General features: G+C 71.9%; 12 protein-coding genes. 4 read left to right on the top strand and 8 right to left on the bottom strand.

What is annotated here, in order from left to right; genetic code table 11:
- Positions 1-6 precede the first annotated feature (6 nt).
- The 5 genes from PJ985_RS14890 to PJ985_RS14870 all read right to left on the bottom strand — a co-directional run bounded on the left by PJ985_RS14890 (position 7) and on the right by PJ985_RS14870 (position 5,129).
- Positions 7-1,599, bottom strand: coding sequence for an FAD-dependent monooxygenase (locus tag PJ985_RS14890; RefSeq protein WP_333909859.1), 1,593 nt, complete (start codon positions 1,597-1,599; stop codon positions 7-9).
- Positions 1,600-1,678: 79 nt separating this feature from the next.
- Positions 1,679-2,614 carry an amino acid ABC transporter permease gene (locus PJ985_RS14885; RefSeq protein WP_271684229.1) on the bottom strand — a complete coding sequence of 312 codons (936 nt, stop codon included), beginning with the start codon at positions 2,612-2,614 and terminating at the stop codon, positions 1,679-1,681.
- On the bottom strand, positions 2,611-3,288 hold the full coding sequence (locus PJ985_RS14880) for an amino acid ABC transporter permease (RefSeq protein WP_271684228.1): 678 nt from the start codon (positions 3,286-3,288) through the stop codon (positions 2,611-2,613). The genes PJ985_RS14885 and PJ985_RS14880 overlap by 4 nt, the downstream gene beginning before the upstream one ends.
- Before the next feature lie 67 nt (positions 3,289-3,355).
- On the bottom strand, positions 3,356-4,210 hold the full coding sequence (locus PJ985_RS14875) for a glutamate ABC transporter substrate-binding protein (protein ID WP_271684227.1): 855 nt from the start codon (positions 4,208-4,210) through the stop codon (positions 3,356-3,358).
- A 133-nt stretch (positions 4,211-4,343) separates the two neighbouring features.
- Complete coding sequence (locus PJ985_RS14870) at positions 4,344-5,129, bottom strand: amino acid ABC transporter ATP-binding protein (protein WP_271684226.1); 786 nt, start codon at positions 5,127-5,129, stop codon at positions 4,344-4,346.
- 275 nt (positions 5,130-5,404) lie between these two features.
- Here PJ985_RS14870 and PJ985_RS14865 point away from each other — a divergent pair, with 275 nt between their 5' ends.
- Both PJ985_RS14865 and PJ985_RS14860 read left to right on the top strand, forming a co-directional pair.
- Complete coding sequence (locus PJ985_RS14865; protein ID WP_271684225.1) at positions 5,405-6,109, top strand: response regulator transcription factor; 705 nt, start codon at positions 5,405-5,407, stop codon at positions 6,107-6,109.
- Positions 6,110-6,168: 59 nt separating this feature from the next.
- Positions 6,169-7,623 (top strand): sensor histidine kinase, encoded by a 1,455-nt coding sequence (locus PJ985_RS14860; RefSeq protein WP_271684224.1) that lies wholly within the window; start codon positions 6,169-6,171, stop codon positions 7,621-7,623.
- On the opposite strand, the gene PJ985_RS14855 is transcribed toward PJ985_RS14860, so the two are convergent.
- Positions 7,613-8,614, bottom strand: coding sequence for a TAXI family TRAP transporter solute-binding subunit (locus PJ985_RS14855; RefSeq protein ID WP_271684223.1), 1,002 nt, complete (start codon positions 8,612-8,614; stop codon positions 7,613-7,615). The two genes, PJ985_RS14860 and PJ985_RS14855, sit on opposite strands and share 11 nt — an antisense overlap.
- Before the next feature lie 372 nt (positions 8,615-8,986).
- Between PJ985_RS14855 and miaB the strand changes: the two genes are divergently transcribed.
- Both miaB and PJ985_RS14845 read left to right on the top strand, forming a co-directional pair.
- The gene (gene miaB, locus PJ985_RS14850) at positions 8,987-10,483 is read left to right on the top strand and encodes a tRNA (N6-isopentenyl adenosine(37)-C2)-methylthiotransferase MiaB (RefSeq protein ID WP_271684222.1); all 1,497 of its coding nucleotides are present in this window, start codon (positions 8,987-8,989) and stop codon (positions 10,481-10,483) included.
- A 36-nt stretch (positions 10,484-10,519) separates the two neighbouring features.
- Positions 10,520-11,245, top strand: a complete 726-nt coding sequence (locus tag PJ985_RS14845; protein WP_271684221.1) for a class III extradiol dioxygenase subunit B-like domain-containing protein — start codon at positions 10,520-10,522, stop codon at positions 11,243-11,245.
- An 82-nt stretch (positions 11,246-11,327) separates the two neighbouring features.
- On the opposite strand, the gene hflX is transcribed toward PJ985_RS14845, so the two are convergent.
- Positions 11,328-12,812 (bottom strand): GTPase HflX, encoded by a 1,485-nt coding sequence (hflX, locus tag PJ985_RS14840; protein ID WP_271684220.1) that lies wholly within the window; start codon positions 12,810-12,812, stop codon positions 11,328-11,330.
- Between the two features lie 201 nt (positions 12,813-13,013).
- The gene (locus PJ985_RS14835; RefSeq protein WP_271684219.1) at positions 13,014-15,149 is read right to left on the bottom strand and encodes a RelA/SpoT family protein; all 2,136 of its coding nucleotides are present in this window, start codon (positions 15,147-15,149) and stop codon (positions 13,014-13,016) included.
- Between the last annotated feature and the right edge of the window lie 167 nt (positions 15,150-15,316).

Below are 15,316 nucleotides of genomic sequence, written 5' to 3'. Positions count from 1 at the left end.
CCGTGGCTACCGGGGTCGGGGCGCAGGAGTCCGCGGGGCGACGCCCCGCAGGGCGGTGACGCAGGCCCGCAGGCCCGGAAGGTCGGCCCCCGGCAGGGCTGCCGCCAGATGGCCGTCGGGGCGCACCACCAGAAGGGTGTGCGCCGGTGCGCCCGGAAACGCCTCGGTGACCAGGAGCTCCGAAGCCATCGGGAGCTCGTGCAGCGTGGCGGCCAGCTCGGGAATCAGCCCGGCCGACAGCCAGTGGCGGGCGTCCCATACCCGGGAGCCCGGTGCCGTCAGCACCACGAGCGGCGGGCCGCCCAGCCAGTCGTGCAATCGGGCCCGGCTGCCGTCCAGCGCGGTGACCGGGACGTCGGCCACCGGGGAGCCGGGCGGGGTGTCGGTCACCGTCCCGTGGTCCTCCGGCGGGGCGAGCGGGGAGTTCGCGTAGTTGCCCGGGGTGCCCAGCGCCCCGCGGCCCAGCTGGCTGTCGGTGAGCAGAGTGAGCCGGGCCCGGCCGCGCACCATGATGCGTTCGGTGAGCGCGTTCCGGCCGCGTACCAGGGGGAGTGCCTGGTCCACGGCCCGCAGCCGGCGGCCGACAGCGGCCCGGCGCTCCGCCTGGTAGCTGTCGAGCAGGACCTCCGCGTCGCCGTGGTGCCAGTCGACGGCCAGCTTCCAGGCGAGGTTCTGGACATCGCGCAGTGACTCGGCGACCTGCTGGGCGCCGAGGGCACCCACCAGATGGGCGGCGTCCCCGGCGAGGAACGCGCGCCCGGACCGCCAGCGCCGGGCGAGGCGCTGATGGCAGATGTGCACCCCGGTGTCCAGCAGCGCGTACTCGGGGATGTCGCCCTCGTGCCAGGCGGCGAGGGTGCGGTGAATCCGGTCGAGCATGGCGTCCGGGGTGACGAGTGAGGTGTCGTCGGGCAGCGGCCAGTCCAGCCGCCACCGCCCGCCGGCGAGCGGTCGTGCGGTGACCTCGCCGATCTCCCCGCGGCCGGGGCCGCGCAGCGCGCGGTGGAGCCCTGCCTCCCCGGGCCACGGCAGGGTGAGGCGCAGCGCTGCCACCGCGTAGCGTTCCACGGCGGTCCGGCCGGGAAAGGGGATGCCGAGCAGCTTGCGCACCGTCGACCGGCTGCCGTCACAGCCGACCAGATGACTGCCGCGGTGTTGTGCGGACCCGGCTCCGTCATCGCCGGTGGTGACGTCGGCGGTGACCCCGTCCGCGTCCTGCTCCAGGCCGGTCAGCCGGCAGCCGGGGGCGAGCCGCACCAGCTCCTCGCCCCGGGCGGCGTCCCGGAGCGCCTGCTCCAGGGTGTGCTGCGGCAGATGGACGGGGGCCTCGCCCGTGGTGAACTCGGTGAACTGTGCGGTCCTGCCCCGGTGCGTGGTGCGCCAGGCTTCCCAGACCTCGGTGTCCTCCCGGGCCGCGGGCAGGCCGGCCCAGCGGGCGGTGTCGGGGGGCAGCACGCAGGTGCGCGCCGGGCGCGGGGCGATCCGGCCGTCGCCTTCGTCCAGCACCAGGGTGGGGACGCCCTGCCGGGCCAGGGCGAGGGCCAGCGCGAGCCCCGTAGGGCCCGCGCCGACGATGATCACGGGCTGCACGACAGTCATGCAACCCACCGGGGGTTCTGGCGTCAAGTCGGCTCCGAGCAGGGGCAGTCCAGCGGAGTCTGCCCAGCGGCCGGGTGGTTCAGCCGCCCGGGGCCGGTGGTTTGTGCGGCGGGTTCGGCTGGTCGGGGCCGGGTGCGTCGCCGACCGGCTTCACATCGCTGAGCAGACTGGGCGCCAGCACCGCGCCGCTGCTCCGCTTTCCGCGCCGGATCCGGCGCTCCAGCCATCCGGCGGAGCCGGTGAGCAGCATGTTGAGCACGATGAAGATGAGGGCGATGATCGTCAGGGTGGCGATCACATTGGCACCGTAGTTGCCGTAGATGGGGCGGGTCTTCGACAGCAGCTCGGCGAAGCCGAGCATGACGCCGCCGAGCGCGGTGTCCTTGACGATGACCACCAGCTGGCTCACGATCGCCGGCAGCATGGCAGTGACCGACTGCGGCAGCAACACGTGCGACATCGTCTGGCTCTTGCGCATGCCGATGGCTTTCGCGGCATCGGTCTGGCCGCGGGGGAGGGACAGGATGCCGGCCCGGAACACCTCCGCGAGCACCGAGGCGTTGTACAGCACCAGGCCGGTCACGACCGCGTACAGCGGCCGCATGTCGGAGGAGATGTTGGTGTACAGGGCGTAGAAGGCGCTGGCGAAGGCCATCAGCAGCAGCACCGGGATGGCGCGGAAGAACTCCACGACGGTGCCCGCCGTCCAGCGCACCCAGGCGTGATCGGAGAGCCGGGCGATCCCCAGGATCGCCCCCAGGGGCAGCGCGATGAGCATCGACAGGGCGGCGGCCTTCAGTGTGTTGACCAGGCCGGGGAGCAGGAAGGTGGTCCACACCCTGCTGTCGGTGAAGAACGGGCTCCACTTCACCCAGTCGAGCTGATTGGCATCGGCCAGTTTGCGCAGCACCCACCAGACGACTGCCGCGGCGATGACCAGGAACAGCGCGCTGTACAGGAGGTTGCGCGCCTTGGCGCGCGGTCCCGGCGCGTCGTAGAGGACCGAAGCACTCATCGTTTGACTCCCACCCGCTTGCTGACCCAGCCCAGCACCAGGCCGGTCGGGAGAGTCAGTGCGATGAATCCGAAGGCGAACATGGCGAAGATCAGGAAGAGTGCATCCGCCTCGTTCTCGATCATCGCCTTCATCAGGTACGCGGCTTCCGCGACCCCGATGGCCGCCGCGACCGTGGTGTTCTTGGTGAGGGCGATGAGGACGCTGGCCAGTGGGCCCACCACGGACCGGAAGGCCTGCGGCAGCACGATCACGGTGAGCACCTGCGTGAAGCCGAGACCGAGTGCGCGACCGGCCTCGGCCTGTCCCATCGGCACGGTGTTGATTCCAGAACGCACGGCCTCGCAGACGAAGGCCGAGGTGTAGGCGATGAGTCCGAAAATGGCCAGCCGGAAGTTGATCTCCCTGATGCTGCCTTCGGCCCCCAGGGTGACACCCAGCGTCTGGTACATGCCGATGGAGCAGGCCACCAGGATGACCGTCAGGGGGGTGTTGCGCAGCAGGTGCACGTAGCCCGCCGCGAAGTTCCGCATCAGCGGGGCCGGGCCCACCCGCATGGCGGCCAGCACGGTGCCCCATATCAGGGAGCCGAGAGCGGACCAGAAGGCAAGCTGCGCGGTCAGCCAGAAGGCGCCGAGCAGGTTGTACCGCTCTAGATCGAGGAAATCGAACACGTCGCTCTCTCGTCAGGTCGGTGGCGCACCGCGGGCGTCCGCGGTGCGCCACATGGTCCGAACGGCCTCAGTCGGTCTCGGTGATCTCCGGGGCGTCGGCGGCCTCGTAGCCGGCCGGGCCGAAGTGCTCCTCGACCGTCTCGGCCCAGACGCCGTCGTCGATCATCTTCTGCAGTGCGGCGTTCACGTCGGCGCGCTGGTCCGAGCCCTTCGGCAGGCCGACGCCGTAGTACTCGTCGCTCAGGTGCAGACCGGCGAGCTTGAACTTGCCGGCGTGGGCCTCCTGCGAGGCGTATCCGGCCAGGATCGAGTCATCGGTGGTCAGGGCGTCGACGGCGCCGTTCTCCAGGCCGGTGAGGCACTCGGAGTAGCCGCTGTACTCCTGCATCTGTGCGTCCGGGGCGAACTTCTCATTCACGTTCTGAGCGGAGGTCGAGCCGACGACGGAGCACAGGGTCAGCTCGTTGATGTCGTCGGTCTCCGTGACCTCCTCGTCCGCCCGGATCAGCAGGTCCTGGTGGGCGACGAAGTAGGGGCCGGCGAAGTCGACCCGCTCCTTGCGCTCGTCGGTGATCGAGTAGGTCGCGAAGATCATGTCGACATCGCCGTTGACCAGCATGTTCTCGCGCTCCGGGGTGGGAGCTTCCCGCCACTCGATGTCGGCCTCGTCGTAGCCCAGCTCGGCGGCGACGTACTTGGCGACGTCGACATCGAAGCCGACGTAGTCGTTGTCTGCGGTTTGCAGGCCCAGACCCGGCTGGTCGACCTTGACTCCGATGGTGATGGTCCCGCCGCCGCCATCGCCGCCGTCGGCTCCTCCGGTGCCGTCACCGTTGGCCGAGTCGTCGGAGCCGCACGCGGACAGGACAAGAGCGGTGGCGAGGGCCAGTGCCGCCGCGGACGTGGTCTTCCTCAGCTTCATGATGATCTTCCTTGCATCGAAACGAAACGAAACGGACGGGCGCGAGCGGCCCGGCCGGCGGGTGGCCGGTCCGTGCGGCGACCGGGTGCGGTCCCCGGAAGAACCGGACGGGGTGCTGCGTGCGGAGCGGTACTCAGTGGTGCAGGATTTTGGACAGGAAGCTCTTTGCCCGGTCGCTGCGGGGGTTGTCGAAGAACTGGTGCGGCTCGGCCTCCTCGACGATCCGGCCGTCGGCCATGAAGACCACCCGGTTGGCCGCCGAGCGGGCGAAGCCCATCTCATGCGTGACGACGACCATCGTCATGCCCTCACTGGCCAGCTGCTGCATGGCCTCCAGCACCTCATTGATCATCTCCGGGTCGAGGGCGGAGGTGGGCTCGTCGAAGAGCATCACCTTCGGGTCCATCGCCAGGGCACGGGCGATCGCCACCCGCTGCTGCTGCCCTCCGGACAACTGCGCGGGGTACTTGTCGGCCTGGTTGGCGACCCCGACCCGGTCCAGCAGGACCCGGGCCCGCTTCTCGGCCTCCTCCTTGCCCTTGCGCCGGACCTTGAGCTGCCCGAGCGTCACGTTCTGCAGCACGGTCTTGTGCGAGAACAGGTTGAAGGACTGGAAGACCATCCCGACGTCGGCGCGCAGCCGCGCCAGCTCCTTGCCCTCCGCGGGCAGGTGCTTTCCGTCGATGGTGATGGTGCCGGAGTCGATGGTCTCCAGCCGGTTGATGGCGCGGCAGAGCGTGGACTTGCCGGATCCCGACGGGCCGATCACCACGACCACCTCACCGCTGCGGATGCTGAGGTTGATGTCCTGGAGGACGTGGAGCGCCCCGAAATGCTTGTTCACGTCCGTCAGGACGACCAGGTCGTCCCCCAGAGGCGTGGCGTCCTGGGGTACCGCGGCCGCCGATACGTCGTTCATCCGTCTGGTCGCTCCGTCCTCGTCGATTGCAGGGACCCTAGCCAGCCCTGTGACCAGCGTCAGCAAATCTGAGCGGAAATTGAGGATAACGATCCGATGTCGTACTGATACGAGGAGTCACGGGCTGTCACCAGCCCGTACCGGGTAGTACGTGCGTCCCGGCGGACCCGACCGATCCCGGGGGAGCTGACCGCAGGGGTACGGATGCCGGATACTGACCGTCCCGGTGCGGCGACCCGCCCGCCCGACCGACCGACCGATGGAAGGAGGACCCGGTGAGACTGCTCCTCGTCGAGGATGACGATCACGTGGCCGCCGCCCTCGTGGCTGTGCTCGGCAAGCACGGCTTCGACGTCGCGCACACCCGCAGCGGCGAGGGCGCGATGACGGCGCTGAGCGCCGGGACCTTCGACGTGGTGCTGCTGGACCTGGGGCTGCCGGACACGGACGGCTTCGAGATCTGCGGGCGCATCCGCCGCCGCTCCTCGGTGCCGGTGATCATGGTGACGGCACGGAGCGACGTGCGGTCCCGCATCCACGGGTTGCACATCGGCGCGGACGACTACGTCGTCAAGCCCTACGACACCGGGGAACTGCTGGCCAGAATTCATGCCGTGAGCCGGCGCACCGCACAGGAAGGCACGGGCGAGCACGAAGCCCCGTGGGAGCGGGACGATCGGGAGACCGTACTGCGCCTGGGGCCGGTCATCGTCGAGCTCTCCACCCGCCAGGTGTCCGTGAGCGGGCAGCCCGTCGCGCTCACCCGCAAGGAGTTCGACCTGCTCGCGCTGCTGGCCCAGCGCCCCGGCGTGGTCTACCGCCGGGAGCAGATCATCAGCGACGTCTGGAAAACCAGCTGGGAGGGCACCGGCCGCACCCTGGAGGTGCACGTCGCCTCGCTGCGTGCCAAGCTGCGCAGGCCGGAACTGGTGGAGACGGTGCGCGGAGTGGGCTACCGTCTCGTCCTCCCGGACTCCTGAGCCGCCGGCCCGGCCCACAAGTCCGTCCCACGGCCTCCCGACCTCAGGATCACGTCCCGATGCGTTTCCGCCTGCTGCTGCTGCTCATCGTGCTGCTCGCCGGTGTGCTGCTGGCACTCGGGGTGCCGCTGGCCGCCAGCCAGGCCGCCACCGAGCAGCAGCGAGTCGTCGTGGACCGGATCGACGACACCGCCCGGTTCGCCTCGCTGGCACAGTTCGCGGCCGTCGACGCCCAGGACGCACCCGAGGCCCCGGGCACCCCGGGTGGGGACCCGCTCAGCACGCTCGTCGACGAGCTGCACCGCTACCACGAGCTGTACGGAATCCGGGCCGGGGTCTTCCACCGTGATCGCAGCCCGATGGCCGTGGCGCCCGCCGGCTGGGAGGCGCCGAGCGCGGACCACACCGGGGATGCCTTCGCCGAGGCGCTCGCCGGCCGCCGCAGCCGCGGACTGGAACAGATCTGGCCCTGGGACGACAAGCGGCTCGTGGTGGCTTCCCCGGTGATACGCGACGGCGACGTGATCGCCGTGGTGGTCACCGACTCACCGACCGGACCGATGCGCTCCCGCATCCTGCACGGCTGGATGCCCATCATCGTGGGGGAGGCCGCCGCCATGCTGCTGGCCGTCGCCGCCGCGTTCGGCCTCACCCGGTGGGTGCTGCGGCCCATCGAAGTGCTCGACAAGGCCACCCACGACATCGCGACCGGCCGGCTGACCTCCCGGGTCGCCGAGTCCGGCGGGCCGCAGGAGCTGCGGCGGCTGGCCCGCTCCTTCAACGAGATGGCCGACAACGTGGAGGAGGTCCTGGAACAACAGCGGGCGTTCGTCGCGGACGCCTCCCACCAGCTGCGCAACCCGCTCGCCGCGCTGCTGCTGCGCATCGACCTGCTCGGGCTGGCGCTGCCGCCCGGGAGCGAGGAGTACGCCTCGGTGCAGGCCGAGGGAAAGAGGCTGGCCCGGGTGCTCGACGACCTGCTCGACCTGGCGCTGGCCGAGCACAGCCCGGCCGACCTGCGACTGACGGATGTGGCCGGCCTCGTCGGGGAGCGGATGGCGGCCTGGGGGCCGGTGGCCGAGCGCCGGGGCGTGACGCTGGAACAGACCGGACCGGCGGCCGCCACCGGCTGGGCGGACCCGGTGGCGCTCTCCAGCGCCCTCGACGCGGTCATCGACAACGCGTTGAAATTCTCCCCGGCCGGGGAGCAGGTCACCGTCGCCGCCAGGCCGGACGGGGACTGGATCGTGGTGGAGATCGCCGACACCGGGCCCGGTCTCCCCGAGGACGAGATGGAGCGCATCGGGGACCGGTTCTGGCGCAGCGGCCGGCACCAGAACGTCGCCGGCTCCGGCCTCGGACTGTCCATCGTGCACGCGCTGCTCAGCGCGGGCGGGGCCCGCATCGCGTACGCCCGGAACCAGCCGCACGGGCTGCGCGTCACCGTCACCGTGCCCCGCCATCCCCCGGGGGGCCGGGACGCCCCGGCCCGGGCGTCGCCGGTCAGAGCTTGACCGCGCGGTAGTAGCGGCGCGCGCCCTCGTGCAGCTCCACCGGGCGGGTGTAGATGGCGGTCCGAAGGTCCACGCGCTGCGCGGCGTGCACGGCCCGCCCGATGCGGTCCCGGCCGCTGATCACCGAGCGGGTGACCTGCTCGGTGATCGCGTCGTCGGCCGCGTCCGTGGTGAGGAGCAGGTTGGCCACGGCGATCGTTTCGATCACCTGGCCCCCCTCGATGCCCGGGTAGGCGTCCGGCGGCATCACGGCGGCCCGGTAGTGCGAGGTGAGCGGACCGCGCACCTGCAACGCGGGCAGCAGGTCACCGAGCGGCACCAGCCGGATGTCCATCCGCTCGGCCAGTCGCTGCACGGCCGAGGTGGGCAGCCCGCCGGACCAGAAGAACGCGTCCAGACGCCCGGCCTCCATCATTCGCGGCATGGTGTCGATCCCCTCCCGCACCGGCACCACGTCCTCGTCCATGTCCAGCCCGGCCGCGGCCAGCAGCTCGCGGGTGACCAGCTGCACCCCCGACTGGTCCTGCCCCACCCCGACGCTCAGCCCCGCCAGACCGGCGGCCCGGCGCACCGGCGACCGGGCGGGCACCACCAGCTGCAGGTAGTCGTCGTAGAGCCGGGCGCACGCCCGCAGCCGCTCCGCCGCCCGGCCGGCCTCCGCCTGGTGAGCGGCGATGGCGTCCGCGGTGGCGATGGTGAAGTCCGCCTGCCCGCCGACCAGCCGCTCGATGTTCTCCACCGAGCCCTCGCTGGACAACAGGCGGACCCGGACCTCGGGCAGGTCGCGCGCGAGCTGCGCCTGGAGCAGTTGTCCGTAGCGGGCGTAGACCCCGCTGCGCACGCCGGTGCTCACCGTCACCACGCCGCCCGGCCGCTCCGCGCCGCCGAAGGCAACCCTCCCCCAGGTGCCTGCCGCCAGCGATGCGGCTGCCGCGGCGCTCCAGCCGAGCAGCCCGCGGCGGGATATCCGCGGCTTGTCCCCGGTGGTCAACGGTCCGACCGTCCGGCCGGCCCGGCCACCGGGCTCCGGCGGCACCGGTGGCCGGAGCCTGCGGTCCTGGGCACGGATGCCGTCCGGCCGCCGGGAACCGGGGTCTGCGTGTTCATGCCGGGTGCCTTTCCCTCCTGCTCGCCCGTCTCCGTGCGCGTACCCCTGGCCCTTGCGGGCAAGGCGGCCGGCAGGGAACGGTTTCCGGCCAACACCGGAGGGACGACACTAGCGCCGACGGCCGGTGCGCACGAGAGCCCGGGGGACCGGGACAACCGGCCGGGACTGCCCCGGGGGAGCCGTAGACTGGGCAACCGGCTGCCGGGGAGCTGCGGCGGCCGCGTTGGCCACCGAGCAGTTGGGATGAATGCAGGCATGTCGGACGGCGCGCGCACGTACGAGGTCAGGACGTTCGGCTGTCAGATGAATGTCCACGACAGCGAACGGATGGCCGGGCTGCTGGAAGGCGCGGGCTATGTCCGGGCCCCGAAGCACGCCGACGGCGCCGACGTCGTCGTCTTCAACACCTGCGCCGTCCGGGAGAACGCCGACAACCGGCTGTACGGCAACCTGGGACAGCTGGCGCCGAAGAAGGCCGCCCGGCCCGGCATGCAGATCGCCGTCGGCGGCTGCCTGGCACAGAAGGACCGCGACACCATCGTCGCCAAGGCACCCTGGGTCGACGTCGTCTTCGGCACCCACAATGTGGGCAAGCTCCCGGTCCTGCTGGAGCGGGCCCGGGTCCAGCAGGAGGCACAGGTCGAGATCGCCGAGTCGCTGGAGGCGTTCCCCTCCACCCTGCCGACCCGCCGGGAGAGCGCCTACGCCGCCTGGGTGTCGGTCTCCGTCGGATGCAACAACACCTGCACGTTCTGCATCGTCCCCGCGCTGCGCGGCAAGGAGAAGGACCGGCGTCCCGGCGACATTCTCGCCGAGGTGGAGGCGCTGGTGGCCGAGGGCGTCAGCGAGATCACGCTGCTCGGCCAGAACGTCAACGCCTACGGCTCCGACATGGGGGACCGCGAGGCCTTTTCCAAACTGCTGCGCGCCTGTGGCCGCATCGAGGGACTGGAGCGGGTCCGCTTCACCTCCCCGCACCCCCGGGACTTCACCGACGACGTCATCGAGGCCATGGCGGAGACCGCCAACGTGATGCCCCAGCTCCACATGCCGCTGCAGTCCGGCTCGGACCGGGTCCTGAAGGCCATGCGCCGCTCGTACCGGCAAGAGCGCTACCTCGGGATCATCGAGAAGGTACGGGCCGCCATGCCGGACGCCGCCATCTCCACCGACATCATCGTGGGCTTCCCCGGCGAGACCGAGGAGGACTTCGAGCAGACTCTGCACGTCGTCCGCGAGGCCCGCTTCACCCAGGCCTTCACGTTTCAGTACTCCAAGCGCCCCGGTACTCCGGCGGCCACCATGGACGGGCAGATCCCCAAGGCGGTCGTCCAGGCCCGCTACGAGCGGCTGGTCGCCCTGCAGGAGGAGATCTCCTGGGAGGAGAACAAGAAGCAGGTGGGCCGGACCCTGGAGGTCATGGTCTCCGAGGGAGAGGGACGGAAGGACGACGCCACCCGGCGGCTCTCCGGGCGCGCCCCCGACGCCCGTCTGGTGCACTTCGCCCGCCCCGAGCAGCCGGTGCGGCCGGGGGACATGGCCACGGTGCGGATCACCTACGCGGCACCGCACCACCTGCTCGCAGAAGGCCCGGCCGAGGCCGTCCGCCGCACCAGGGCGGGTGACGCCTGGGAGCTGCGCCACGCGGCGCCGGAGCAGAAGCCCCCGGGAGTCATGCTCGGCCTGCCGGGGATCGGCGCTCCGGCTGCCCCCGTGGAGCAGGCGGCCGCCGGGGGCTGTGCCGCCTGCTGAACCCAGCTGGCCGCGGGCCTCGGTAGGCTGACGATCATGCTCGTCGCCGCTGCCGTCTGCCCGTGCCCGCCGCTGCTCGTCCCTCAGGTCGCGGCGGGGGCCGCAGCCGAACTGGAGGACGCCCGGACCGCCTGCGCCGAGGCGGTGGCCCGGCTGGCCGCTGCCCGCCCGGAGCGGCTGGTCGTCGTCGGCCCGAGTCCCGGACGGGGGCAGGAGACCTTCCCCGCCGGTACCCGGGGGTCGTTCCGGGGGTACGGGGTGGATCTGGCGGTCCGCCTCGGCGCCGGGTCCGGAGACGTGCGCGACGGCCCGGCCGGCCCGGAGCTGCCGCCCGCCCTCACCGTCGGCGCCTGGCTGCTGGACCACAGCGGCTGGGACGGCGCCCCGGCGGAAGGTCTGGCGATCGGCGGGGAGACGGACCCGGACCGGTGCGCCGCGGCCGGCCGGGAGCTCGCCGCCGGCCCGGAGCGGCTGGCGTTGCTCGTCATGGGGGACGGCAGCGCCTGCCGCACCCTCAAGGCCCCGGGATATTACGACGAACGTGCCGAGGCGTTCGACACGGCTGCCGCCCGGGCCCTGGCACACGCCGACCCGGCCGCCCTCGCGGCGCTGGACGACCGGCTGGCGGCGGAGGTGCAGGCCGCCGGCCGGCCGAGCTGGCAGCTGCTGGCCGGCGCGGCCCGCGGCGCGGATCTGACCGGCCGGCTGCTGTACGAGGAAGCCCCCTACGGAGTGGGCTACTTCGTCGCGAGCTGGACCTGACCGGCGCGGCACGTACCGCGGGCCCGCCTCTTCCGAGTGCGGGCCCGTGGTGCGTGGCGGGGGACGACGGCGCGGTGGGGCGTCAGCCTTTCGCGGGGATGTACGGTTCCAGGAGAGCCGCGAGCTCACCGTGCACCTGCGCCTTCAGCAGGGTCCCTTCGCCGGTGTGCTCCTCCGACAGGACCTCGCCCTCGGCGTGCACCCGGGAAACCAGGCCCCCCTCGGTGTACGGAACCAGCGCCTCCAGCTCGACCTCCGGACGCGGGAGCTCCTCGTCGATCCAGGCCAGCAGCCGGTCCATGCCCTCGCCGGTGTGCGCCGACACCGCGATGGACCGCGGCTCGGTGCGCAGCAGCCGCTGCAGGGTCAGCTCATCGGCGAGATCCGCCTTGTTGATGACCACGATCTCCGGGATGTTCTGCGCTCCGACCTCACGGATCACCTCACGCACCGAGGCGAGCTGCTCCTCGGGCACCGGGTGCGCGCCGTCGACGACGTGCAGGATCAGGTCGGAGTCGCCGACCTCCTCCATGGTGGAGCGGAACGCCTCGACCAGATGGTGCGGGAGATGCCGCACGAAGCCGACGGTGTCGGCCAGGGTGTACACCCGGCCGCTCGGGGTCTCGGCCCGCCGCACCGCGGGGTCGAGGGTGGCGAACAGCGCGTTCTGCACCAGCACGCCGGCTCCGGTGAGCTGGTTGAGCAGGGAGGACTTGCCCGCGTTCGTGTACCCGGCGATGGCCACCGACGGAACCTTGTGCCGCTTGCGGTCCTGCCGCTGGATGTCGCGGCTGGTCTTCATCTCCGCGATCTCCCGGCGCATCTTCGCCATCTTCTCGCGGATCCGCCGCCGGTCCGTCTCGATCTTGGTCTCACCGGGACCACGGGTGGCCATGCCTCCGCCGGCCGAGCCGGTCCCACCACCGCCCATCTGCCGGGACAGCGACTGACCCCAGCCGCGCAGCCGCGGCAGCATGTACTGCATCTGGGCCAGTGCCACCTGCGCCTTGCCCTCCCGGGACTTGGCGTGCTGGGCGAAGATGTCGAGGATCAGGGCGGTGCGGTCCACCACCTTGACCTTGACGACGTCCTCCAGGTGGATGAGCTGGCCCGGGCTCAACTCACCGTCGCAGACGACGGTGTCGGCGCCGCTCTCCAGCACGATGTCCCGCAGCTCCCGCGCCTTGCCGGAACCGATGTAGGTGGCGGGGTCCGGCTTGTCCCGGCGCTGGATGACGCCGTCGAGCACCTGCGCGCCCGCGGTCTCGGCCAGGGCGGCGAGCTCGGCCAGGGAGTTTTCCGCGTCCGCGGCGGTGCCGGAGGTCCAGACGCCGACCAGTACCACGCGCTCCAGCCGGAGCTGGCGGTATTCGACCTCGGTGACATCCTCGAGCTCGGTGGACAGGCCGCCGACCCGCCGCAGCGCTGCCCGCTCCTCGCGGTCGAACTGCTCGCCGTCGCGCTCCTCGTTGAGTCCGTTCCAGGCGACGTCCTCATCCATCAGGGCGCCCGCCCGGCGGCCCGCGCCGGTGCGCTGGTTGTCCTGAGGAAGGGAAGAAGAGGTCATGTGATCCTTACGTCAGCAACGTCGGAGGAGCGCACAGGGACGCGCTCCGCATCATTCCGGCTGTCCGGATCAACGCGAGGGCGGCCGGGATGATTCCCGGACGGGGCACGGTGCTCGCGGACGGGCGCCTGCTCCCATACTGGCACGGGCAGTACCGGGAGGCATCCGAATTAGCCGTGGAGGTGCGCCACGCAGCCCCGCTCAAGCCCGGGTGCGGACCGCTCTCGCGACGTCGTAGACCCCGGGGACGCGGCGCATCGCCCGCATCAGCCTCGGGAGGCCGGTGGCGTCCGGCAGCCGCAGGGTGTAGGTGTGCCGGACCCGCTGTTCGCGTGGCGGCTCGACCTGGGCCTGCAGGACCGAGGCACCGTGCGAGGCGAGGGCTTCGGTCAGGTCGGCCAGGAGGTGCGGGCGGCCCAGCGCCTCAGCCCGGAGGGTGACGCGGCAGCCGACCGCTTCCGCGCGCCAGCTCACCCGGACCGGGGACCGGCCCGCAGCCGTCATCCGGGCGGTGACCGGACAGCCGGTGCGGTGCACGGTGACATGGCCGCCGCGGACCGCGAACCCGCGCACCTCGTCGGGCGGCACCGGGGTGCAGCATCCGGCCAGCCGGATGCCGGTGGCGGGTGCGTCGGCCACCACCGCGGCCTGTTCCTCGGGGGAGCCGGCGGGCTCGGGCGCCGCGGGTGCGGCTGCCCGGCCGGCGGGCTCTTCCTTCGGGCCGGCTGTCGGGGCCGCTGCGCGGGCCTCGGCCCGGGCATTCCGGCGGCTGTCCAGCCAGTGCCTGATCGGGATGCGGGCGGCCGGCGTCCTGGCGTGGTCCAGCCATTCGGGGGACGGGCCCGAGCCGCTGTCGGGCGCCAGCAGCACGTGCAGCGTGTCCCCGTCGTGCAGCACGGTGCGCAGAGTGGCCAGCCGGCCGTTGACCCGGGCACCGATGCAGCTGTGGGCGTCCTGTCCGTGCCGGGCGTAGGCGGCGTCCACACAGGTGGCCCCCACGGGCAGTTGCAGCGGGCCTTCGGCAGCCTGCTCGGCGAAGACGGTGATTTCCCGGTCCTGGGCCAGCTCGTCGCGCAGCTCGGTCCAGAAGGTGTCGGGGTCGGGGGCCTGCTGCTGCCACTCCAGCAGCCGGGAAAGCCAGCCGGGCCGGGTGGGGTCGACCCGCTCGCCGTCCTCCCCGGGGTCGCCGTGCCCGCCCCCGTGCGGGTCACCCAGCGCGATCACCCCGGCCTCGGCGACCCGGTGCATCCGGTGGGTGCGGACCAGGACCTCGGCGACCTGCCCGCTGTCATTGGCGAACGCCGTGTGCAGCGACTGGTACAGGTTGAACTTGGGTGCCGCGATGAAGTCCTTGAACTCCGAGACCACCGGAGTGAAACACGTGTGCAGCTCGCCCAGGACCGCGTAACAGTCCGCGTCCTCGCCGACGAGGATCAGCAGCCGCCCGTAGTCGCACGGGCCCAGACCGCCGCGCTTCACTCCGGCACGGTGCACGGACAGCACGTGCCGCGGCCGGATGTGCACTTCGGCGGTGATGCCGGCCTCCCGCAGAACGGTCCGCACGGCCTCGGCGTCCGGGGCGAGCGGATCGGGCAGCCGTGCGCGCTCCTTGATCAGGCCGGCGGCACGGGCGTGTTCCTCCGGATGGAGGATCGCGAACACCAGATCCTCCAGTTCGGTCTTGAGTACCTGGATGCCGAGCCGCTCGGCGAGCGGGATGAGCACGTCCCGGGTTACCCGGGCGATGCGCGCCTGCTTCTCGGGGCGCATCACGCCGAGGGTGCGCATGTTGTGCAACCGGTCGGCCAGCTTGATGGACATCACCCGCACGTCGCTGCCCGCGGCCACGAGCATCTTGCGGAAGGTCTCGGGCTCGGCCGCGGACCCGTAGTCCACCTTCTCCAGCTTGGTGACGCCGTCGACGAGATGGCCCACCTCCGGCCCGAACTCGGCGTGCACCTGAGCGAGCGTCACCTCGGTGTCCTCGACGGTGTCGTGAAGCAGTGAAGCCGTCAAGGTGGTGGTCTCGGCGCCGAGTTCGGCCAGAATCAGTGTCACGGCCAGCGGGTGGGTGATGTACGGGTCGCCGCTCTTGCGGAACTGGCCGCGGTGGGCGTGCTCGGCGAGTACGTAGGCCCGGCTCAGCGCGCCGAGTTCCGCCCGCGGGTGGTGACGCCGGTGTGCCTGGGCGACATGCTCGATGGCATCGGGGAGCCTGCTGCGGGTGGCGGGACCGAGGACGGCAGCCCGGCCGAACCGGCGCAGGCGGCCGACATCCATGCGATGTGCGCGCCTGTCGCGGGCCGGGCTGCTCGGACCCGTCGTCTCTGCGCTCATGGGCACCTCCCGCGGTCTCACCGACCGGCCCTGGGGGCAGTCGTGACCCGTGATCCCGCTGCGGCGCCGGTGCTTGATGTTACCGAGCCCACCACGCGTATCCGGTCATCGGCCGTCCTTCTCGTGAAAGATCACCCTTTCAGGCGCGTTTTGTTCCGGGAAAGTCG

This window comes from Streptomyces sp. ACA25, from assembly GCF_028200735.1.
Classification (GTDB): Bacteria; Actinomycetota; Actinomycetes; order Streptomycetales; family Streptomycetaceae; genus Streptomyces.
This window is presented reverse-complemented; position numbering and strand designations above follow the sequence as displayed.

Bases quoted from the DNA above. Each gene is read 5' to 3' on its own strand.
- PJ985_RS14845 (WP_271684221.1), top strand. From the start codon at position 10,520: ATGCTCGTCGCCGCTGCCGTCTGCCCGTGCCCGCCGCTGCTCGTCCCT.
- PJ985_RS14860 (WP_271684224.1), top strand. From the start codon at position 6,169: ATGCGTTTCCGCCTGCTGCTGCTGCTCATCGTGCTGCTCGCCGGTGTG.
- hflX (WP_271684220.1), bottom strand. From the start codon at position 12,812: ATGACCTCTTCTTCCCTTCCTCAGGACAACCAGCGCACCGGCGCGGGC.
- PJ985_RS14870 (WP_271684226.1), bottom strand. From the start codon at position 5,129: ATGAACGACGTATCGGCGGCCGCGGTACCCCAGGACGCCACGCCTCTG.
- miaB (WP_271684222.1), top strand. From the start codon at position 8,987: ATGTCGGACGGCGCGCGCACGTACGAGGTCAGGACGTTCGGCTGTCAG.
- PJ985_RS14875 (WP_271684227.1), bottom strand. From the start codon at position 4,210: ATGAAGCTGAGGAAGACCACGTCCGCGGCGGCACTGGCCCTCGCCACC.
- PJ985_RS14890 (WP_333909859.1), bottom strand. From the start codon at position 1,599: ATGACTGTCGTGCAGCCCGTGATCATCGTCGGCGCGGGCCCTACGGGG.
- PJ985_RS14835 (WP_271684219.1), bottom strand. From the start codon at position 15,149: ATGAGCGCAGAGACGACGGGTCCGAGCAGCCCGGCCCGCGACAGGCGC.
- PJ985_RS14885 (WP_271684229.1), bottom strand. From the start codon at position 2,614: ATGAGTGCTTCGGTCCTCTACGACGCGCCGGGACCGCGCGCCAAGGCG.